Origin of the sequence: Mucilaginibacter sp. MD40, assembly GCF_002288635.1 — a bacterium.
GTDB lineage: Bacteria > Bacteroidota > Bacteroidia > Sphingobacteriales > Sphingobacteriaceae > Mucilaginibacter.
In genome coordinates this window covers 1,474,985-1,498,058 of the sequence record NZ_NRSW01000001.1, presented here as the reverse complement: position 1 = coordinate 1,498,058, position 23,074 = coordinate 1,474,985, and the positions used below count along the sequence as shown (strand labels likewise).

15 protein-coding genes are annotated in these 23,074 nt (G+C 43.3%); 5 read left to right on the top strand and 10 right to left on the bottom strand.

Annotation, left to right across the window (positions count from 1 at the left end):
• The first annotated feature begins 143 nt into the window (after window positions 1-143).
• From CKK33_RS06655 to recA, 3 genes are all read left to right on the top strand, one after another.
• Window positions 144-341, top strand: coding sequence for a hypothetical protein (locus CKK33_RS06655; RefSeq protein WP_095703359.1), 198 nt, complete (start codon window positions 144-146; stop codon window positions 339-341).
• A 267-nt stretch (window positions 342-608) separates the two neighbouring features.
• A complete protein-coding gene (gene nth / locus CKK33_RS06650) occupies window positions 609-1,370 on the top strand; it encodes an endonuclease III (RefSeq protein ID WP_095703358.1) in 762 nt (253 codons plus the stop codon).
• 207 nt (window positions 1,371-1,577) lie between these two features.
• Window positions 1,578-2,585 carry a recombinase RecA gene (gene recA, locus CKK33_RS06645; RefSeq protein ID WP_095703357.1) on the top strand — a complete coding sequence of 336 codons (1,008 nt, stop codon included), beginning with the start codon at window positions 1,578-1,580 and terminating at the stop codon, window positions 2,583-2,585.
• A gap of 170 nt (window positions 2,586-2,755) precedes the next feature.
• On the opposite strand, the gene CKK33_RS19470 is transcribed toward recA, so the two are convergent.
• On the bottom strand, window positions 2,756-2,926 hold the full coding sequence (locus CKK33_RS19470) for a hypothetical protein (RefSeq protein WP_158223403.1): 171 nt from the start codon (window positions 2,924-2,926) through the stop codon (window positions 2,756-2,758).
• Window positions 2,927-3,001: 75 nt separating this feature from the next.
• A complete protein-coding gene (tsaD, locus tag CKK33_RS06640; RefSeq protein WP_095703356.1) occupies window positions 3,002-4,003 on the bottom strand; it encodes a tRNA (adenosine(37)-N6)-threonylcarbamoyltransferase complex transferase subunit TsaD in 1,002 nt (333 codons plus the stop codon).
• Between the two features lie 179 nt (window positions 4,004-4,182).
• Here tsaD and CKK33_RS06635 point away from each other — a divergent pair, with 179 nt between their 5' ends.
• On the top strand, window positions 4,183-8,664 hold the full coding sequence (locus tag CKK33_RS06635) for a translocation/assembly module TamB domain-containing protein (protein WP_143822914.1): 4,482 nt from the start codon (window positions 4,183-4,185) through the stop codon (window positions 8,662-8,664).
• Here the strand turns inward: CKK33_RS06635 and CKK33_RS06630 are convergent.
• The 3 genes from CKK33_RS06630 to CKK33_RS06620 all read right to left on the bottom strand — a co-directional run bounded on the left by CKK33_RS06630 (window position 8,661) and on the right by CKK33_RS06620 (window position 11,857).
• On the bottom strand, window positions 8,661-9,866 hold the full coding sequence (locus CKK33_RS06630) for a bifunctional 3,4-dihydroxy-2-butanone-4-phosphate synthase/GTP cyclohydrolase II (RefSeq protein ID WP_095703354.1): 1,206 nt from the start codon (window positions 9,864-9,866) through the stop codon (window positions 8,661-8,663). The two genes, CKK33_RS06635 and CKK33_RS06630, sit on opposite strands and share 4 nt — an antisense overlap.
• Before the next feature lie 97 nt (window positions 9,867-9,963).
• The gene (locus CKK33_RS06625; RefSeq protein ID WP_095703353.1) at window positions 9,964-11,388 is read right to left on the bottom strand and encodes an LptF/LptG family permease; all 1,425 of its coding nucleotides are present in this window, start codon (window positions 11,386-11,388) and stop codon (window positions 9,964-9,966) included.
• Between the two features lie 88 nt (window positions 11,389-11,476).
• Window positions 11,477-11,857 (bottom strand): START-like domain-containing protein, encoded by a 381-nt coding sequence (locus tag CKK33_RS06620; RefSeq protein ID WP_095703352.1) that lies wholly within the window; start codon window positions 11,855-11,857, stop codon window positions 11,477-11,479.
• A 384-nt stretch (window positions 11,858-12,241) separates the two neighbouring features.
• Here CKK33_RS06620 and CKK33_RS06615 point away from each other — a divergent pair, with 384 nt between their 5' ends.
• Window positions 12,242-13,516 (top strand): site-specific integrase, encoded by a 1,275-nt coding sequence (locus tag CKK33_RS06615; protein ID WP_095703351.1) that lies wholly within the window; start codon window positions 12,242-12,244, stop codon window positions 13,514-13,516.
• 31 nt (window positions 13,517-13,547) lie between these two features.
• Here CKK33_RS06615 and CKK33_RS06610 read toward each other — a convergent pair whose 3' ends face one another.
• From CKK33_RS06610 to CKK33_RS06590, 5 genes are all read right to left on the bottom strand, one after another.
• Window positions 13,548-13,973: a LexA family transcriptional regulator gene (locus tag CKK33_RS06610; protein ID WP_095703350.1), complete on the bottom strand. Its 426-nt coding sequence runs from the start codon at window positions 13,971-13,973 to the stop codon at window positions 13,548-13,550.
• 98 nt (window positions 13,974-14,071) lie between these two features.
• Complete coding sequence (locus CKK33_RS06605; RefSeq protein ID WP_255404603.1) at window positions 14,072-14,443, bottom strand: JAB domain-containing protein; 372 nt, start codon at window positions 14,441-14,443, stop codon at window positions 14,072-14,074.
• A 77-nt stretch (window positions 14,444-14,520) separates the two neighbouring features.
• Complete coding sequence (locus tag CKK33_RS06600; RefSeq protein WP_143822913.1) at window positions 14,521-14,823, bottom strand: hypothetical protein; 303 nt, start codon at window positions 14,821-14,823, stop codon at window positions 14,521-14,523.
• A 148-nt stretch (window positions 14,824-14,971) separates the two neighbouring features.
• Window positions 14,972-18,535, bottom strand: a complete 3,564-nt coding sequence (locus CKK33_RS06595) for a DUF6443 domain-containing protein (RefSeq protein WP_095703347.1) — start codon at window positions 18,533-18,535, stop codon at window positions 14,972-14,974.
• 235 nt (window positions 18,536-18,770) lie between these two features.
• On the bottom strand, window positions 18,771-23,033 hold the full coding sequence (locus tag CKK33_RS06590) for a hypothetical protein (RefSeq protein WP_143822912.1): 4,263 nt from the start codon (window positions 23,031-23,033) through the stop codon (window positions 18,771-18,773).
• Window positions 23,034-23,074: the final 41 nt, after the last annotated feature.

The window sequence follows — 23,074 nt, the reverse complement described above, 5'->3', positions numbered from 1 at the left end:
GGGCTTTTTAGTTTAATGGATGTTAGTTTTGATGACTGCTGCAGAGGCGAAAACTGAACCTGAAAAAATTTCATTTAATTTTCATCTTTCTAAAATATTCATCAAAAACTATCGTTAACTTTATAATTACAAACAAACAGCTTATGGGTGAAACCTTTACATCAACATTTAATGCGTTCACAAATAAAGCACAGGTGAAAGAATCTGATTTACATGAAAATTTAGAAGCGGATGATGTGATTTTTTATCACTCTATCCGGGCGGAGCTCGATCTTTTGAAGAAAGAGCCGAAACCGCAAACAATTCATCGTATTCTGGATTATTCAAAAAGCCTGCGTTAATTAGTACGCAAACACGTTACTGGTTCATGGTTCAAATCTCAGTGGTAGCATTACCCGGTTTTGAGCTATGAACCTTTCTATTTAGCCCCCTCTAAGTCTCCCCCTTAAGGGAAGACTTTTGCAATAACTTTTAAAAAGCCCTTCTCCTTTGGAGAGGGTTTGGGGAGAGGCTTCTATGCAATTAAAATCTCTCCTATCTATTGCCCTTCTCCCTGTAATTGAAGATTTTTGCAAGTGTTCTATCATCATTAATGAACCGCTAACCAAATGCTCAAAAAAGAACGCTACAAGCACTTTGTAGAATATTTCTCTAAAAATCAACCTAATGCCGTTACCGAACTGCACTACAATAACCCTTATCAATTACTTGTTGCCGTAGTATTATCCGCACAGTGCACCGATAAGCGCATTAACCAGATAACACCGGCCTTATTTGAACGCTTCCCTGATGCCTTTGCCCTGGCTGCGTCTGATGCCGATGAAATATTTCATTATATCCGCAGTGTAAGTTATCCGAATAATAAGGCCAAACACCTGGCCGGGCTTGGCAAGATGTTGGTAGAAAAGTTTAATGGCGAAGTACCTTCGGGCATGGATGAACTGCAGCAATTGCCGGGAGTTGGCCGCAAAACAGCCAATGTAATTACCTCAGTAGTATTTGATGCGCCTGCTATTGCCGTTGATACGCACGTTTTTAGGGTAGCTAACCGGATTGGCTTAACTAACAGGGCCACCACCCCATTAGCGGTTGAAAAACAACTGGTGGAGAACCTGCCGCAAAATACTTTATCTGTTGCGCACCATTGGCTGATATTGCATGGCCGATACATATGCGTTGCACGAACACCTAAATGTGAAATATGCCCCCTTACGTGGTTTTGCAAATACTACCAACAGCATAACACCGAAAAAGCCTTACTGAAAGCCGAGAACGATCGTATCAAGAAAGCAGAAGCTGCTAAAAAGAAACGCGCGCTAAACAACATCAGCAAAGAATTGAAGAAGCGTAGTGTTGATAACAATAATTGATGGATTAAGGACGGTTGGGTAAGTTTACCTGAAGTATTAAAATTGGTGTCATAGCGAGGAGGCGTAGCCGACGCGGCAATCTTATAGGACTTACTTGTTAGGTTGCCACGTTATTGCTCGCAGTGACACATGTGTTACTAAAAATATTTTACTAAAAAATTTAGCATTTATAAAAACTTTATTATATTTGTTTCACATTAATTTAAGATGAGCAATACAGATAAATTGAAAGCACTACAGCTTACATTAGATAAGCTGGAAAAATCATATGGCAAAGGCACCATCATGAAGCTGGGAGAATCGGTAGTTGAACAAACTGAAACCATCTCAACCGGTTCATTAGGCCTTGATATAGCATTAGGTGTTAATGGCTTGCCTAAAGGCCGTATCATTGAAATATACGGACCTGAATCATCTGGTAAAACTACCCTGGCCATTCATGCTATAGCAGAATCACAGAAAAAAGGTGGTATTGCCGCTTTTATAGACGCAGAGCATGCTTTTGACCGTTTTTACGCTAAAAAATTAGGTGTTGATGTAGAGAACCTGCTGATCTCACAGCCAGACAATGGCGAGCAGGCACTGGAAATTGCTGATAACCTGATCCGCTCGGGCGCTATTGATATTTTAGTTATTGACTCGGTTGCCGCCCTTGTACCTAAGGCAGAGATAGAAGGAGAAATGGGTGACTCTAAAATGGGCTTGCATGCACGCCTCATGTCACAGGCATTACGTAAGCTTACCGGTACCATCAGCAAAACCGGATGCTGCTGTATCTTTATTAACCAGTTGCGTGATAAGATAGGTGTAATGTTTGGTAACCCTGAAACAACCACCGGTGGTAACGCCTTAAAGTTTTACGCGTCAGTCCGTTTAGATGTTCGTCGTATATCGCAAATTAAAGATACGGATGAAGTATCAGGTAACCGTGTTAAAGTAAAGATCGTTAAAAACAAAGTAGCTCCTCCATTCCGTGTGGCCGAGTTTGATATTATGTTTGGCGAGGGTATTTCTAAAGCAGGTGAAATTATTGACCTGGGCGTGGAGTACAACATCATCAAAAAAGCAGGTTCGTGGTTTAGCTATGGCGATACCCGCCTTGGCCAGGGCCGCGACGCTGTAAAACAGCTGATAATGGATAACCCCGAACTTGCCGAAGAACTGGAAGCAAAAATTAAAGCTACCGTTACCGGCGATACCATGGTTGAAGAATAAGCGTCATTTTTTGCGTTATGGTGAGCCTGTCGAACTATCATCGCATGCGCAGGCCTTCGACACATGCTCAGGCTGACACAATAATACCGTCATGGTGAGCTTGTCAAACCGTTTACAAGCCATTACTTTTAGTTCTTAATAGATGAGGCCTCTCTTTACAGGGAGGCTTTTTATTTGCCGCCGGTTTTCCAGTACATATAAGCTATGCAAAGTACTACGGTAATAATTAATACCATCAAGCCGGTTTTGCCCTTGCGCTTATCCTGACGCATCAGCCAAATTAAAAAGGCTACTAATGGTACTACAAATATGATCCAGAAAATTAAAGAAGGAGCGTTCATATATTAGTTAATAGTCAATGGTCAATAGACCATAATGATCTTCAAAAATTTGTGGTTCCCAGCCTTTATACTACTTCAAAATGGCATCCTGGCTAAAGGAGCTACATCCTGACCAATAAATTCACCTTTTAAATATTTATGGTAACCAGCTATGGCTATCATAGCGGCATTATCCGTACAGTACTCAAACTTAGGTATAAAAACCTCCCAGCCATTTTGATCACCCATTTGCTGTAACAGGTTACGTAAACCGGTATTGGCAGATACCCCTCCTGCAAGCGCTACATGCTTAATGCCGTACTGCTGTGCAGCACGCTTCAATTTATTGAGCAATATAGTTGCAATACGTTTCTCTACAGAAGCGCAAATATCATTCATATGCTCCTGTATAAAATTGGGGTTAGCAGCTACGTTATCCCTTATAAAATACAGGATGGAGGTTTTAAGGCCGCTAAAACTAAAATCGAAACCTGGTATCTGCGGCTCAGGGAACTGGTAGGCATCGGGGTTACCATTACGGGCATTTTTATCAATGAGCGGGCCGCCCGGATATGGCAGGCCAAGTATCTTGCTCGTCTTGTCCATAGCTTCGCCGGCCGCGTCATCAAGTGTCTGGCCAACTATCTCCATATCAAAATAATCTTTAACCAGTACTATTTGTGTATGCCCGCCAGATACAGTTAAGCATATAAAAGGAAAAGCCGGTTTTTTTTCAGCAATAAAATGCGCCAGTATGTGTGCCTGCATATGGTTCACCTCAATAAGCGGTATCTGCCTGGCCAGCGCAAAAGCCTTAGCAAAAGATACCCCAACCAATAATGAACCTAAAAGGCCGGGCCCGCGTGTAAAAGCTACCGCATCAATATCATTTTTACTTACTTTTGCGTTAAATAATGCTTGCTGCACGGCCGGCACAATGTTCTGCTGATGAACCCTTGAGGCCAGTTCGGGAACAACGCCGCCATAAGCTTCGTGAATGGTTTGATTAGCAATAACATTGCTTAATATTGCACCATCAACACAAACAGCAGCTGAGGTTTCGTCGCATGATGATTCTATAGCTAAAATTGCAGGCACGTTTTGTAAAGTATAAAGTCAAAAGTTGAAAGTCAAAAAATAATTGGCCGCCGGCTTTTGAGCAGAGTTATAAATAAATTCAAAAATTAAAACACTTACGGTGTTTTTGAATTTTACTTTTTTGTATTCTATCTAATTGCAAAGTTATTAAAAAAGTACTTAAAATAGCGTTAAGCATCGTGCTCATCATCCTATTGCTGGTTAGCATAGTGTTAATGCTTTTTCAATATAAGCCTGTACAAACCTGGGCGGCAAAAAAGGCTACCAAATATCTTTCAAAAGAGCTTAACACCACGGTTGATGTAAAAAGCCTTTATATCAAACCCTTCTCGTCGGTAGTGCTTGAGGGCTTGTATATTCTGGATAAACAGCGCGATACCTTGCTTAGTACGCCCAAACTTGCTGTTGAGCTTACCGGTTTTTCTATATTCAACAGCATTAAACAGAAACGTCTTGACTTTAAGACCATCCAGCTTGATAATGGCTCGTTCTACTTAAAAAAATTAAAGGACAGCACCACCAACCTGCAGTTTGTTATTGATTACTTTAATTCCGGAGATACTACAAAAACCAAGAGCAAACCCTGGACACTCAATTTTGAAAAAATTACAATAAACAACTTCCACTTCAGGTATAAAAATAATTTACGTACTGAGTTTGTAAAGGGCGTTAACTTTAATGACATTGATGTTAACCACTTTTCTACCATAGTGCGCAACATGGATTTGCGTAACCACCTTTTTAAGGCAAGAGTTACGGGGCTCACGCTTAAAGAAAAAAGCGGTTTCTTCGTAAAAAACTTTAACACCAACGCCACAGTTGATACTAACCAGATATTACTCCAGAACCTGAATATTTTAACTGGTAACTCCACGCTGAAAAACTATTTCAGGATGCGGTTTAAAACCTTTAGCGACCTGGACGATTTTGAGAACAAAGTAAATATGGATGCCGAGTTTCGCTCCTCGCACTTGTCATCAAAAGATATCGCCTACTTTACCGATGCGCTCAGCAAAACCGGAACCAGCTTTGAACTGGGCGTTGATGGCCGGGTACGCGGCCTGGTAAACAACCTGCGCGCTACCGGCCTTACGGTTACCGCGGCACAATCTACTTTTATTCAAGGTGATTTCCACTTAACCGGCTTACCTGACTGGGACAATACCTTTTTACAGCTGCGTTTTGACCAGATTGCTACCAATAAAAAGGATATGGATTACCTGTACAGCCATTTTACAGGTAAACCGAACGCCAAAGTACCGGATGTTGTGGGCAAGTTTGGCAATGTTAATTTTACCGGCAGGTTTACCGGCTTACAAAATGATTTTGTGGCGTTCGGCACCTTCAAAACTAAACTGGGCCGTTTTGACCCGGATATTAACCTGAAAATAAATAAGGCCGGCATGCCGAGTTACAGCGGCAAAATTGTAGCCAGCAACTTTAATCTCGGTGAGCTGATTAATGAGCAATCGCTTGGGCGCACCTCTTTCTCCGGAAATGTGAGCGGTCGGGGCGATGAACTTAAAAATCTTAATGTTCGTGGTGATGCACGTATAGCATATCTGCAATTTAAAGGGTATACGTATAATAACCTGGTATCAAGCGGCAGCTTTGTAAACAGAAAAGCTAACGGAAAGCTGAGTATAAATGACCATAATATAAAGCTTAACCTCAATGGCAGTGTTGACCTTAAACCCAAGCTGCCTGTTTATAATATAGCAGGCAATATTACCAATGCACATTTGCAGCAGTTGAAGCTACTGAAAGATACCATTACCTTCACTACTGACATCAATACCGATTTCTCGGGCAACAACCTCGACAACCTGGATGGCAGCATACTGTTAACTAAAATCCGGTTGGACGACCCACGCAAGAGTTATGTGGTAGATACCGTAAACCTATCCGCAAGTGGTAAAGGCGCCGACAGGATAATATCGCTCCGTTCAGACATTGCCGACGGTAGTATTAAAGGAAGCTATGACCTGGCTACCCTACCCTCCTACTATAAAACCATCGCTAAAAAATACATTCCATCTTTAAAGACAGACATAACGCCACCAAAGCCGCAGAACTTTGATTTTAACCTTACGCTCAAGAATATTGAACCGGTTACCGCTATGTTTATGCCTACCCTGCAGATTCCGGACCAGGGCACATTTGTAGGCAAGTTTAATTCTAATGATAAAACGGCCACACTCAACGGTTACATAAAAACCATCAAATTGGGTAAGATAGTTTTCCATGACTTCATTATTGATGAAAGTACGACGGATGATTTCCTTGGGCTCAACTTATCGCTCAACCGGATAGATCTTACTGATAGCTTATATATCAAAAATATCACGATAACCAACTTCCTGAAGAAGGACAGTCTTAACTTCAACGTGAAGTTATCGGATAAATCGGCCATTAACCAGCTTGACCTTTATGGCCTGGTTGAGTTTGGACGCGACACCACGGCTAAACTTAAGCTGCTACCATCAGATGTTATACTCGAGCACGAGAACTGGAAGATACAGGAACAGGTACGTATACGCCTGCTCGATGGAAAAACGCAGGTACAAAATTTTGAGTTATCAAACGGAAAGCAAAAGGTATTGATAAATGGGTTTATATCTGATAACCCTGCCGATAAACTCAAGGTCACTTTTGATGAATTTAGCATGGCCACCCTTAACCAACTTACCAAACCATCCGGGGTGTTGCTTAAGGGCGCGTTAAACGGAGATGTTATTCTTAATTCGCTTACCAAACAACCGGGGGTAGATGCTAAGCTGGGGATAGACTCGCTTACCATGAACAAAACACTGGTAGGTGATGTAAAGCTGCAATCCGTTTTGGATAATGAGAACAGCCGCGCCAATGTGAAGCTTAACATTACCAATCGTGGTATGGAAACCATGAACGTTGATGGCGCTTACCTCATTGGCCAAAAGGGCGAAGACGACCAGCTCGACTTTGATATTAAAATGGACCATACCGAAGCCATTATTTTTGAGCCTTTTATAAAAAATCTGGTTTCTGATGTAAAAGGGTCCATATCGGCAAACGTTAAAATGACGGGAGTGCCGTCTAAACCGCAGCTTAACGGAGATATAACACTTAATAATACCGGGCTAACGGTAAATTACCTTAAAACTCCTTACACCATTAATGATAAGCTGACGGTAAATAATAGCATTATTACCATTGACGGCATGGTGTTAAAAGACGTAAAAGGCGGCAAGGGAGAAGTGAACGGCAAGGTAGACCTAAATAACCTGTCAAACCCGACACTTGATGTCACCATTAAAGCCACTAATCTGCAAGCATTAAACACCACCTTTAAAGACAACCACCTGTATTACGGAACAGCATACGGAACCGGTACATTTAAATTTGCGGGGCCTATTGATAACATGAAAATTGATATCACGGCCAGTACGCAGGATGGAACGGTTTTCAATATTCCATTGAATACCTCTGCCACTGCCAGCGAATATGACTTTATCAGGTATGTTAACCATAATGACACGCTGCAGAAAGTTGTTGAAAAGAAGAATCCTTTCAATGGCGTAACCCTTAATTTCGATCTTACGGTCAATGAATCAACCATTGTACGCATCAGTACTGATTATGGTGTGCTGGAAGGATCGGGACAGGCGCGTAACCTTAAACTTAACATCAACAGCCTGGGCGATTTTGAGATGTTTGGTGATTTCCTCATTACTTCGGGTAAATTTGAGTTTACCGCTAAGGACTTTATCAGTAAAAACTTTACCGTAAACCAGGGTGGTACCATACATTGGACAGGCAACCCGAATAACGCCGAAATTAACCTGAAGGCTATCTATGAAGTGCGTACTAATATAGCGCCGCTTTATACGGCAGCGGGTCTGCAATCGCCTTACGGATCAAAACAGGTATTGGTACAGGCCGAACTGATATTAACCAAATCGCTCCTGCAACCTAATATCGATTTTAACTTCACCTTCCCTGTTGACCCTGCTATCAATGATGACCTGAACACTTACCTGGCCGATAACAACAACCGCAGCCAGCAAGCGCTGAGTATCATTGTAAGGCGGAGCTTTGCATCGGGCACGGGCACTAATTTAACCAACCAGGTGTTAGGTACCGCCGGCGAAGCGGTAAGTGAATTTGCGTTCAATAAATTGAACAGCTTTATATCACAGTCAAACATCAAATACTTTGACTTAAATATACGGTCGCTCAATGATGCCAGCGCATCGTTAAGGTTTTGGAATGACAGGCTGGTAATAAACGGTAACTTATACTCAACTACCGGTACAAGCGACCTTTTTAACACCCGCCAAAGCCTGCTGAATACTGATTTCAGGACGCTTACTAAAGACTTTGAGATACAATACCTTATTCGTAAGGATGGGAACCTGCGCGCTAAATACTCTTATAGGGCATTAAATACTACCACACTGAATACACTAAACGACCAGCTACTACCGCAGTATGTAAATGGTATAGGCTTAATTTACCAGCGGGATTTTGACACGTTTGGTGAGTTTTTCCGTAACATCTTTAGGCAAAGCCGTAGAAACAGGGCTCCGGTATCACCGGCACCGGTACAAAAGCCTAACGTAACTAACCCCGTACCAACAAAACCAGCCGAAGATAACAACGACAATAACGATAACGATTAATGTTCGCGCATAATAGCGTGATCCATTTTATCGCGTTTGGTGCGCAGGTAGGCTTCATTATGCGGATTGGCGGCAATCTCAATAGGTATGTTTTCTATTACTTCAAGGCCATAGCCAATTAGCCCTGCACGCTTTTTAGGATTATTGGTAAGCAGGCGCATTTTGGAGATGCCCAGGTTTCGTAGTATTTGCGCCCCAACGCCGTAGTCGCGCTGGTCCATTTTAAAGCCCAGTTTAATATTCGCTTCAACGGTATCTAAGCCGTTTTCCTGTAAATGATAAGCTTTTAATTTATTTACCAGGCCTATGCCACGGCCTTCCTGGTTCATGTAAACAATTACGCCTTTACCCTCTTTGCTGATCATCTCCATAGCCTTATGTAGCTGCGGGCCGCAATCGCAACGGCATGAGCCGAAAATATCGCCGGTTACGCATGAGCTGTGTACACGTACCATTACCGCTTCGCCGGGCTCCCACTCACCTTTAATGAGCGCAAGGTGGTTCTCACCGGTATCCAATTGGGTGTAGGCAACCATATCAAAATCGCCCCATTCGGTTGGCATCTTTACAGAAACCTCTTTCCGCACCAATGATTCGGTATTAAGGCGGTAAGCGATAAGGTCTTTTATAGAAACTATCTTGAGATCAAATTCTTTAGCCATTAACAGCAGTTCGGGCAGGCGGGCCATTTCGCCATCTTCACGCATAATTTCGCAGATAACACCCGCAGGTTCAAAACCAGCTAAAACAGAAAGGTCTACCGCTGCTTCGGTATGGCCAGACCGACGCAGAACGCCACCATCCTTAGCTATAAGCGGGAAGATGTGGCCGGGCCTGCCTAAATCAGTAGGTTTCGTAGTCGGGTCAATTAGGGCCATTGTGGTTTTAGAACGATCCGAAGCTGAGATGCCGGTAGTACAGCCATGGCCCAGCAGATCAACCGATACCGTAAAGTTGGTTTCGTGCGAGGTGGTATTATGGCTTACCATGGGCTCAAGTTCTAACTGACGGGCGCGCTCAACGGTAATTGGCGCGCAAACCAGGCCACGGCCGTATTTAACCATAAAGTTAATGGTCTCGGGAGTGGCATTGCGGGCCGCTGTTAAGAAATCACCTTCGTTTTCGCGGTCCTCGTCATCAACCACTATAATGGTTTTACCTGCTTTTATGGCCTCAATGGCTTCGGGTATTGTATTGAGCATTTATTTTAAGATTTGAACCAGGCCAAAGCCTCTAATTCATGGCTAACAAATGTAGTTGATATTTGAATGAATAGCGTCGGGATTGTGTAAAAGTTACTTAGGCGCGTTTAGTTAGCTTTAATTTGAGGCGGCCGAAGAAACGCTTATAAGCCTCAATATCAAACAAAGTAGAATCAGTAGCCGCTTTGTATGACAGGAACAACCCGATAGGTAATAAGATCGCGATAGCGACCCATGCCCCGGTAACAGGCGACCAATCTCCCTCCTTAGCTGATTTTTCGCCAATGGTGCCGATGATATAATAAATAAGGAAGAAGATAACCGATACCACTACGGGCAGGCCTAATCCACCTTTACGGATAATAGCGCCTAATGGTGCCCCAATCAGGAACAATACTATACAGGCCGCACCAAGCGTAAATTTTTTCTGATACTCCAGCATGTAGCGGCGTATATTTCGCGATGCCTCTTCATGGGTATTTACACGGCTGCGCAAAGCATCCTGTATCTGGTTAACCTCGCTTATGGCATTATTAAGAGCGTTTATTTTTGCGCTGGTTTCTTTTGCACGCGTGCTATCAGCAGGTAAAGGCTTCTTCACTGTTTTGGAAGATACGGGCACCGTGGTATACTTTAAATAAGCCGACAACAGATTGTAATTAGAGATGCGGGAACTGTCAATACTGTGCCCTGCTGAGTCAACAAAATGTTTTAATTGCCTCAAATTCATCATTTGGGCAGCACTACGAAACTCGCTCTCATCTGTTCGTTTCATTTTTAGCCCCGAGAGGTCAAATTTTTGTTCAGTTTCTTTAAACCTGAAACGCGTGAAACGCTGGCGCGGATTAAAGCTTACATCGCTTTTATCCTCCTGGTAACGTATGCCGTCCTTAAGTTTTAGTACCAGGTAAAGATTATCCTTGGTACGGTACATTAAACCTGATTTGGCGAAGGTCACGTTCTGCACCCCGCTGTTATCCGGCGAACCCTGGTAGATCATGATATCATAAAGGGTTTGCCCGTCAGGGTCCTTATGCTTTACCCTTATAGTATATCCCGGAAAGCGGTTACTGAATACATTTTCGGGGATCAGATCGGCTGATTTTTGCTGACGGGCATCATACAATAATGAGTAATATTTAAGGTTAGCTACCGGCAGCATGTAATCCGAAAAGGCGAAAGCAGCAATGCTCAACAGCACTACTACCACCATCATGGGGTACATGGCGCGCCTTAAAGATATCCCGGCAGATTTAATGGCAACCAGCTCATAGTTTTCGCCAAGGCTGCCATACGTCATGATAGAAGATAACAGCACCGAAAGCGGCAGCGCCATGGCCACGTTAGTGGCCGAGTTATACATCATGAGTTCGAGAATGATATACCACTGAAAGCCCTTCCCTATCAGGTCATCAATGTACTTGAACAGGAACAGCATGAGCAGCACAAACATTACAATAACCAGTGTTACCACAAATGGCCTGATGAATGATTTGAGCAGTAACAGGTGTATTTTCTTCATTAAGCGCTAACAGTATGCAATGAAACGCCGATGCATACAAATAATTGCATACGGCATATCCGGTCGGCAAAAATACGGAAATTAAGTTTTATGCGCCCAGGGTGCTAATAAGGTAATCGATCTGGTTATCCCAGATGAGTTTACGTTCGGCAATGGTTTCTTCTGTAGCAAAATCGGTTATAGCAAGCGCCACATCGTTCGTCAGCTCATCCTGTATAATTTCCATTTCCAGGTAGCATTGCGGTTCATCGTCCAGCCATTTGAAACGTACCAGCTTATTCTCCTTATTGGTGATCAGCTTGGCCCGCTGCATTTCATCATCCCAGGTAAAGGTGTATATCTGATCGCGCACGGTAACATCATCGGCAAACCACTGGGTAAGGCCATTAGCCTCGTTTAGGAAACTGTATAATATTCTGGGAGAAGACTTTATCTCATATTCCAGGTTGAACTTCTTTTTTTCAGACATAGGGTTCGTACCGTTACAAATCAATCGGGGGCTAAATGTTAAACATTTTTTCTAAAGAAAACTAAAATCTACTATATTTGCAAACCTTTTCGGCCCCTATCTTTAATGGTTAGACCGCAAAGGCAAGCTAAAGTAAATTTAGCACTGATTTATTTTTATACGGCGGGGTAGCTCAGATGGTTAGAGCGTAGGATTCATAATCTTGCGGCTATTGAAATAAAATGGTTCGAAATGATTGAAAATGGTTATTTAGGCCATCGACAATAACCAGAATACACTATCACACCACAAGTTAGACCAGCCGAACCGTTAACAAAACCGTTAACAAATCGCGACCTTTGAAAGAGGCATGGAAACAATTTTTCACCTTAAAAATGTTTTCACATGGCAACCGCAAAAATCGTTACCTGGAGTCGCCCAGACAAAAACAAAAAATTTCCTATCGGCATCAAAGTTTCTCAAAATGGCATTCCTGCCTATTTATTTGAAGGGAACGCGCTTGCTTCCCGCGATCATTGGGATGCCAGCAAACAACAAGTAAAAAAAGTTCATCCGCATCATATGCGTCTGACTAATTTTCTTACAAAAAAGCTTTCGGAAGTAAATGAGAAAATACTAGAATTCGAAACAAATAAAAAACACTACACGGCGGAAGACATTGTTAAGTCAGTCAGGCCGAAACCTTTACAGACCCTGCCGCCGCCTGTTCCGGAACAGCCCTTGTTTAAAAATGTCGCGGATAACCATTTGCGAGAACAATATGCGCTGGGCAATTACGATGTTCATAAAACCGATAAGAGCCGTCTGAATCGCTTTTACGAATATGCAGGACACAATGTAACGTTCCTTGAAATTAACGTTGAGTTCCTGCGCAAATACACAGTATTTTTAAAAACACAGCACAATCGCAACAGGAAAGATCAACAGCCGCTAAGTGACCGCTCAGTTACCAACCACTTATTGGTAATCCGTACGCTTTTTAATCGCGCCATAACTGCCGGATTAGCAAGTAAGGACAATTATCCATTCGGCGGCAGGGAAAAAATTATGATCAAATTCGGCAAAACGGAAAAAATTGGTTTAACTAGTGACGAAATCAATCTGCTCAAGCAATACAAGTTTCCAGATGATCAAAAGCACTTGCATCATAGCCGCAATATTTGGCTTACATGCTTTTATTTTGCAGGAATGCGTATTACTGATGCGTTGTTGCTAAAATGGTCTGACTTTCAAAATGGTCGGTTCTATTACACAATGTCGAAAAACGGAGAGCCTGGATCATTGCCGATACCTGCTGCTGTCGCGGCAATTATAGATGAATATAAAATGGATGAACAAGCTCATGATCTTGTGTTTCCGTTCCTAAAGAAGCTAGATAATTTAAATGACCGCTATGCCTTGCGGAGAAGGATAAACTCGGTAACACGCTTAATCGGCCGTCACATGGTCGATATTATGAAGCTACTTTCGATCAATAAAAATGCTTCACCGCATAAAGCGCGTCATGCCTTTGCGCAACGCGCTGAAGAAAAAGACATTCATCCAAAAGTATTACAAAAGATGTATCGGCATGAAAGTATTCTCACAACTATGCATTATCAGTCAAATTTCTCGCACAGAAAGGCAGATGAAGCCTTGGAAGCGGTAATTGATTTTTAAAAGGCAAAGCCCGACTTATTGTCGGGCTTTGCTATCTGCACGGTTTAATAGCATGAGTTACAACGCCAATCAATTGATAGTCGGCAAACTCGCCAAGTAAAAGTTTTTCTTCCCTCGGGTTGTCTGCAACAAGCGCCCAATGTGTAAGCGACCTTTCTATTCTGCGAATAACTATCGCATCGTTATACCTGACCACAACGATATTTCCACGCTTTGGCTTTAACGATTTATCGACTATAATCATACCACCATGATGCAAGCCGGATGGTCGCATGATATTGGTGTGTACGGGCATCAATTCTACGGTGTGCTTATTGCCCGTTAATTCTTTATGCAGGTCAATCTTAGCGCCATCTGCATATTCCAGACATCCAAGCGGGTTTACAACTTTAACAAAACGCCCCTGCTTGTGGCCTGCTCGTTGCGGAGGATCAAAATTGGGTTTAAAGCCATGCATAGCTCCTTTTATGCCGATTCCATGCCATTGTCAATATAATCCTACATAGCAGGAATAAGTTCCTTAAGAAATGATGGCTTTCTAGGAAGTTATTTGCTTTAAAAAGGCGGCTGGCACTCAAAATAAATAGAGCCATTAATGTTTTTCTTTTCATGGCTTAAACCATCTCCAAAAGAGTAATAACCATCGTTAGTAATTATGAGATGGTCTGCCATTTCTATATCTAACGCTTTGCAGGCAATTTTCATTTTATGTGTTTGCTCGGCATCTTGAGGACTTGGTTTAAGATTTCCTGAAGGATGGTTATGCGCCATGATGATGCTGTTTGCATTCGTTTTCAATGCTGAAACAAGTATCAATTTCGTATCTACCACAACACCGGATGTTGAGCCACTTGCTGCATGATAAACGCCGATTACGCGCATATCGCGGCTTAATAATAGCACCTTAAATTCTTCTGTAAGGTCGATACAGTTTTGATCCCATACGGATAAAAAAACTATAATTAAGGCTCAATACCGTAACCTGCGCTTCAGAGATTTAAAAATCAAAATGAATATGTACTTAGTTCAATCCCTATTTTAAGTTCTGCACAAATTGTAAGTAATGAAATTGGAAAATAAAAAGATTGAGCCTTATTCGGATATTGGGTTGTTGAAGTAACGCCAAAATCTATGGTCGCATACTCAATATCCTTATTCATTGCAATAACAGTCAATTGTTTTTTATATTGAATGAGAAAACTCTCTACTTCTTTAATTTGATTATTTATATCCTCATAGTTATCATCTATAATCAGCAGAGACGCTAAAGAATAATTAAGCCTTGAATTTCTTTTTTTGAAATCCATTCCCCCTTGTATTTTTTTTAAATCCCAAGAGACCTGTTTTCTGAACGAAATCATCGACATCTAACGTTGCCCCTAAGACCGAAAGTACGCAACCCATTTTATTGCCTTTTTAAAATTATTTAAACTCGTCTGTAATCCGTTTGAGTGACTACAGTACCAAAATGCCTAACCACCAATAACTGGCAATTATACTGCCGATACCAATCCCTGTACCAACTGCGACAGGTGATATTTTCGGAGCATTGATATGAGGAATAGTAAATGATTTGGGTTTACCTAAATCCAACCAATCTTGATAAGGTTCACTTAAATCCGGATCGGGTTGATTAGGCAATTTATAATGCTTTTTATTCGTCTCATTATGATACCATTTTCTGAAGTCATCAGGATACTTCTTCATATCATTGTCACGATCATTTTTTTTGCCCCCCCTAAACGTGTTGCCTTTACCAGGGATTCGACGTGTATAGTAATCAGATGATTCCTCGTTTTTTGAAAGTTTTGATCTGCCGCTGTTTTTAGTTGTATCATTCCCATTATTAGGAGCCATAAATATGCCAGCCCCGACGTCATTGATTATCTCATCCCCAAAGTTACCAAATTTATTGGCTGCAATCCATTCGTTGTTTGTTAAGCCATCTGCACCACGCCCTGCATTTCTTACCCATTGCTCTAGTTCCCTACGAATCTTATCTACGTCTGCCCCTTCGGCTTTAGAGGTATAAGCGTCCATTCCATCTGGGTCAATAAATCTTATGGGATTACTCATTACGTAGTTGTAAGGCGTCCACCTACGGTATTTCTCCGCCATCGGATCCATAGCTACCCACCTTGTAATTACCGGGTCATAGTGCCTCGCGCCATAATCATAGTCACCTGTTTCTTCCTGTAACTCTTTTCCGTTATAAAGATACTTATTTGGTGATGAAGGTATAGGGCTGATCGATTTTCTTAAACCAAATGCGTAATAATTATCCGACTGTATCCTGTCAGCCTTACCTGTCGTGCTGTTTTTCTGCAGGGTCAAACGTATGTTTCCCAGCTGATCTTTCAGGTCATACTGGTATCGGTACGTTCCGTCGTTGTTGTTAACCGCACGGCCTTCTTCGGTTTGGATATAGTCGATCCGGTAAACATTACTGATCGAGTTGTAAACAATGCCTCCGATATAATCCGTGGTACCCGTTACATTGCTCACTTTGCGTATTTTTTGTCCGTCTGCATCATACACATAGTTCAGGTTGACGCCCGTTTTGGTAACGTTTGTTGGTAAGTTAAGGAAGTTATATTGCAAAGCAGTACCGTTGCGGGCATCCGTCGTCATATTCCCGTTTACATCATACTGATAATCGCCGGTGGTTAAGCCGCTAACCGACTTCAGCCTGCTGCTTTCTACCGTACCGTTCGGTACATAGCTATAGCCATAAACATTGCCATCACGGGTCAATGTCCTGATATTACCCAATTCGTCGTATGTGATATTGTTTTCCGACATATTATTGGCCGCTACAGAAGCACCTGTCGAAATACCGCTGGTCAGCCTGTTGAGCGCGTCATATTGGTAACTGAAGGTCTGCGTAGCTTCGGTGCTTGTCCCCGTATTGACAAATACCTGGTTAGCAATATTCCCATTGAATTGTGCGTTGCTGCCATCGTTGTATTTCAACTCCATGCTGAACAGCTTGCTGTTATCTGACGGCGGAGCACTTGCCGGATCATTGATCTTCTTCAACCACCCGCGTTCGTTGTAAGCATATGAGGTGGTTTGCAAAAATGTACTTCCGTCATTTTCCGAATGCACATACTTTTTATACAACTGCCCGATATCATTATACTCGTTGCGAGCGATCAGTACCTCAGTGGAAGTTGGCGAACCTGTTCTCTGCTTAGTGTCCAGTTTACGGCCGATATGATCATAGGTATAGGTATTGGTGACTACCACGCCCGTTTGTTTCACATTTCCCGAGCCGTTGATGTAATGCGTACGCACCGTCTTTTGAACATCGCCTGAAAACGCATAGCCGGTACGGATCTCGTCGTAATTGTTCACGCTGGTGGTTCCGTTATAGTAGTGCTGGCTATAGGTGTTGGTTACCCGCCCCATATCATCATAATAAATCACTGATTGCAGCATGACCGATGTGCCCAATACATTTGTTTTGGTGCTGGTCAACTTTCCATTGACCAATGTGATGTAGCTCGCTGGCGCATACCCTGCAGGTATACCGCCGGGTATCTGCGTATAATTATCGTAATAGTTGATCTGTAGAGGCGTAATGCTCGTTGTAGCCGGCCAGCTAAGCGCAGTATATCCCGTACCAGTGTTTACAGGTGTTTCCCATTGCGCTGCCGTACCTGTAGCCTGGGTTTGTAGGCTAGCACGGTAATCTACGTCGGTAGTACTTGATGGATGCTGCCAAATAGCGAGCATTGCCACTCTGGCTAAGGCATCGTATTTGGTCACAGTCCACTCTTGTGGGGCCTTACTTCGCTGGACAGCATCCTGCGTAGCAATGACCTGGTTGAGCCTGTTATAAATGAAAAATTCCCAGCCCTTACCCGGCAACTTTTTTTGCGTAATCCTGCCGCGTTCGTCGTATCGGTATTGGTAACACCATTCATCCAGTTGGGTCTGGTTTAAACTGGTTGCGTTATCCGCATCGGCCTTCGGTGGCAATACAAAGGCCAGCAATCCCCTGTCATCGTATACATAATAGGTTGACAAGGCTTTCGTGGTTCCGGAGTTATCTACAAATGTCCTTTTAAGTACTACACGCCCTTCTTTATCTTTGAACTCCTCTACTGAATTGAGCCTTCCCGACAACCAGTTCTCATCCTTAATGATACTTACTGTTAATTGCCCGGCATCATACACCCCTGCTGTACCTGACGCCCTGCTTAAGCTGATCGCTTGCGTGGAGGTCACCGTCGCTTTCCAAAGGGCGGCATAACGTGTTGTCGCAATAGTTGTTATTGGGTCAGCATTATTCACATCCCATTCCGATATCACCGTTCGGCCACTGGTCGCTGTCCGGTTGCCCGGCTGCCAGGCATCCCCGGGAGCGCCCTGTTGTGTGAGCCGGTTAAGCGGAGAGGCCTCGTATACGCTCGCTGCATATGGCGTGGTCATATCCTTATAATTCTGACCGGTTACCGGAAGATAGAACTGCTTCTGGCCGCTGGTGTTGTAATTTCCCTGAGGATTTAATGCCTCGATATGAAAGGCACCTGCAGCGGATGAGGCGGTTACATACGGCAGATATTGTAAGGGCTGCCTGCCATACTGGTCATACAGCATGGGTTGTACCACATCCTGATCACCATTCTTGCTTCCGCGTATCTGTACCGTTTGTAGCGGTCTTCCCAGGCCGTCAAAATATTGCACCGTACGCAGCATTGCACAGTTGGTCAGTGTTGTCGCGTCCGGATTGGTAATATTGCTGTCTCGAGCCGTATACTCCATTACAAAGTTTCGGTTTACACTCGGTTGTACCGTCAATGGCGCACAATTCAGCCCCGGAATGATCAGAGCGCTGAAAGTCTGTCCGGCAGCCGTTGAAAAGCCCGGCAATAATGTAATACTTAAGGGTGCTGTATACGTACCGGAGGTATTTGCAGAGCTAAGTTGCACCTGGCTGTAAACAGATGTAGAAATAACAACAAAACAAGCTGAAATCAGCAGTTTGCGCATCTTATTTAATCTGATCTTCATGTGATAAGTGGAACGATATTGGTTTCGGGTAATATGCTTAATTCAGAATCAGTATCGGTTAGGCTTAATTTGCCATACAGACATAAGTCACACTGTTATCGCCAACAACATTTGTCCTGTATTGCGCCTTTACCACTAAGGCCAGGCAGATCAGGTTGAAAGCTAAAATCCTTTTGAGCATTTTGTATATTTTTATGTTACCGTTTTATTTGAATTTGTATAACCTCATCGTGACCTATTGCACGACACCTCCCCTATAGCCAGTGCCAATAAGGACATACAAAATGTTATTTACGCAGGTTGTAGAACCTCCGCCACCCGTAGCGACGTTGGAGGTGGACTCTTGTTTCGCCGAAGCTTCTGCGGTGGATTGCTTCGCCAAAGCTGGCGCTGTACCACATCCTGCCTCAAATGAACCAAGGTTGACTGAACTGGATCCCGAATTGATAACTGCAGAATAACTTGCACCGGAACCTGTTGGCGCTCCGCCATTGACAGACGTACTTGTACTCACCCTGTACTTAACCGTGATGTTTTGAGTTGCAGTAAACAATGTTGTATAGGTACTATCGGTATACAATCTGATTGCGTACGTTGCGTAGTTCTGTCCGCCGTTACCACTTGTAAAAGACGTTTGCTCGATCAAAGCATATGGCAGCGGCGGCGCGTCGTTTGCCGTTCCATTGCTGTAGTTATAATAGTATTTCTTTAGCAAGTTCCTGTTATTGTCCCGGATCGTATTCAATCGCTGAAACTCATCGTAGTCATAGTAATTAGCCAGCCCATTGACATCCATCGTACTGGTCATGCCGATCTCCGGATCATAGGTATAACTGGTTAGCATCGAACCGACAGGAGCAAAACGAACATCATCTATTTGTGCGTTCAGATTGATCGTATAACTTCCCGTGCTTACCGTCATGGTCTGGTTCATCCATTTCCATGCACTATTAATTTTCTGGTAATAGCTTAACACATAGGCACCATTCGTAAGGCCGGATAATACTTTGGTATAATTACCAGTGTAACTGTAGTGACCAGTCTTACTATCATTTATTGTACCGTTACCTGCGCCTTCTTCAAAACCCTCAAAAAAGATGTCGCTAGCGGCCGCATTTTTTGCAGCCAGTACAGGATATTGATTATTGTAGCCCCACCGGTAAGCAGAGGGTACATTATCCGTCAATTTAACCTGCGAAATGTTGCCCGTGTTATATTCGAATGCTGCTTTTTCATTATACGCGGCGTCTTTGACAAGCGAGGTATTATCCGTTCCGGTTTGAGTATAGGTAAAACTGGACGGTGGTAACAGGTAATCCGTCTTGCTCACTTTTGACAGATAGACCTTGTTTTGTGAGGCTGGTTTGTATTCATAAGTATTGTAGACAGCTGACATCACGTTGCCGTTCTTCAAGTTCACCGTTTCCACCAGTGCAAAGTTGTTTTGTATCCGCATGTCGATCAACGGTTTTAGCGCCGCAGATGCGTTCGTTAAGGCATTTTGCAAGTTCACTCTGTACGCCGCGTTCGGCCCGGTGAAATTCGCAATACGGTAATCGATGAAGGTCATACGCTTATGACACAGCGCCAAATCATAGTCTAACCAAAGATTTCGCCTGCATCGGTGATCGGTTCCGCATTGGATCCAATTTGCTTTATAATTAGTGGTCAACGCGTCCTGGTCGGAGGCAAGGGCCGGTATCTTGGTGTCCAGGCCATCAACCGCTGTGATGGTGTAATCAGGTACGTAGCGGTAACGCGTTTCCAATGTTTCGCCTGCCGAATTCACAGTAACTTTTCTGGTAAGTTGGTGATGATAAGCATTATCATAAAACAATTGTTCCATCACATCACTCACCCCGCTGCTGTTATAAGTTCTGCGATGAACTACCTCGGTTATTTTCCTGCCGGTCTTTTGATCATACCAGGTATACATAGGTGTATTGTTATTTACACCGTTAACTGTTGTGCCAACCATAGCTGGCGTCGTCAGCAGGTTTTCCTGGTATTGATTAGTGTAAGACATATCCTGGAGAAGTATACCGGCCTCACTGTACTTGGCTTCGTATTCCAACTGTCCGCGCTTAAAGAAATTAGGCTCCGGCGCGGACGGGAAATTAGGAATGTCCATCGTACAGGTATTCGGGGAAGTGATAATCGTCCGGTTAACAATGTCTTTACGGTCGATCAGATAGTCGCCATCCATATTGAACATTGACACGGTATAGCCGTTCCCCTGCTGACGTGTGGTGACTTTTCGGTAACCAATATGCGATCCTTGGGTACTGCCCATTGGTCGTATGCTGGCAGGGGTAGTCAGGTACTGTAATCCAGATCCAGGTGATACTGGACAGCCATTGGGATATATCGGATCATTGTAGACATTGTTAATCACTGGCCTGATTGATTCCGCGTAGATCTGGTTTCGGACTGGTTGCGCGATGGTCGGCTTTCCGAATACTACCCCCGTCGATAATTGCTGACCACTGCTACTGTCGGTATAGTCATAAGAGGTCACCATGTCCGGGTTGCCGTTCGCGCTGCTCTGCGTAATGGTCTTGATGCGAAGGCCACCTACCATTGCGTTGGTATTAACGATGGTTCCTGCCATCTGGTAAACCCTTACATCCGCCCCATTACCACCATAAGAGTTGTACTTGGTCACGCGGATATGGTATAGGCCAGTCGCATAATTGCGAATGATCTCTTTGGTCTCGTTCTTCAGCGCGCTTAAATGATCAAGGGGCGCCCAGTTACTATCAAATACGTCCAACTCTGCGGAACCACCTTCAGGTTTGTTCACTAATTGGATCACATAATTATAAGTTCCCATGTTAATATGTAAGGTATCGGATTTAGGGCAATCACAACCATCGTAACCGGCACTCTTGCTGCCTACAGGTGTCCTTTCTCCATTACTGGCTATAATCTGCGAATTGTAAGTATCGTTGGGTTCAAAATCGTACAGATTATATCCACCGGTAGGAAAAGTGATCTTCTTTAAAGTACCTCCGCGCATGGCCGGCCAATGCGGGTCGCGATCGGCACCGGTTACTGTTGTAGGGCTTGAAGTATTATAGGTTTTATAAAATGTTCCTATAAAAGTGTCACCGTTATTGGTTACCCCATTGATAAATCCCCAGTGGTCTTGACCAAACGACAACCTGCGCGGTACAAGTTCATCAAAATAGTCAAACTTATAAGGCGGGTTCAGCGTTCCCGAAGCGCCCTGCTCCTGTATACTCAATAATTTGAGGCGCTTTTTATCGGTAACGGATACGCTTAAAGTAAAAGCGACCGGGCCATTGGGATCTTCAAAATAACCGTAATCAAACTTATAACTTTTAAGAGGCTGAGAAACATTTTTTTGTAGAACATCAATACGACCTAAGGGATAAGCGGCAGTTGAAGGGTTATTAACTCCGTTCACTTGTTCCACCCCTGTAAGATTTGATCCTGAAAGATCTTGACGCGGTTGTGCTGCTTGTACAAAGTTAACTTGGGCATTTGAAGAAGCTATCGAACTTAGCTCAACACCGTGTATATAGTTTCGTATTAATTTGTAACCTACGTAAGCTCCACTGTTGTTTGACGTACTCGTGGAGGCCATGTAATAACTATAGACTACAGGACGATAAGCAAAATTGATTGAATTGTTACCATCAGCAGAAACAATCCTGTTGAGATACCAGCTGGATAATACTTTATCCCAACCGATCCCGTTCTGATCAGTCATGATCTTGGAGTACTCAACAGGATCCGTGTCTGTGGTTGACGGTGTCGCCCCAAAATAGTATTTGGTACCATCCGGTGTTGTCAGCGTAAAACCCTGGATACTTTCAGAAGACCCGTAGGTATAATTAACCTCTATTTTGATGTCCTGTTCCGGTAAGAGCATCGGCGTGCGGTCATCATTAAAGTAAAACTTGCCGCTGTATCCGCCTACATTAAAAAAGAAAACATCGGGTTCCGAATCATATGTTCCGTTACTGAACTTTTCGTATTGGTTCACTAACATACTATCAGATCTTATATCCTGTGGATCCTGGCCACCTGGGTCTTTAATGAAAACATAGCTGCGATAACCGTAATTGCTGTAATAACCCGTTTTCTGAAAATTATTTACAGTTCCTTTTTCATCAGGTGTTCCCCTGACTGAACGGGTGATCACCCCACCCGCGTTAAGCGACCATCCGGCGCCTACCCAACTGGCGGGTTCACCCACTTTCAAACCGGACGCATGGTAGCTCATCGAGATGGGTACAGATAAACTACCGTCCTTTACGGTATAAAGCGGGATGCTGATCTGCGGGATACCGGTATGTAAGCTGACAGGGATATCCACGAACTTCGTAATTGCTCCTGCCGTAGGAGAAGCGATAGAAACCTTATTGTATTCCAGGCTTTCTGATGCGCTTTGCGCAAAGCTTGCCTTGGGAAATAGTGATGCAAACACCATGCACAACAGCGCACGGCACAGCAAGTAATTGGATTTCATTAGGGATTTAGTGTTATGATAAGGAATTAGTAGTGCTTTTA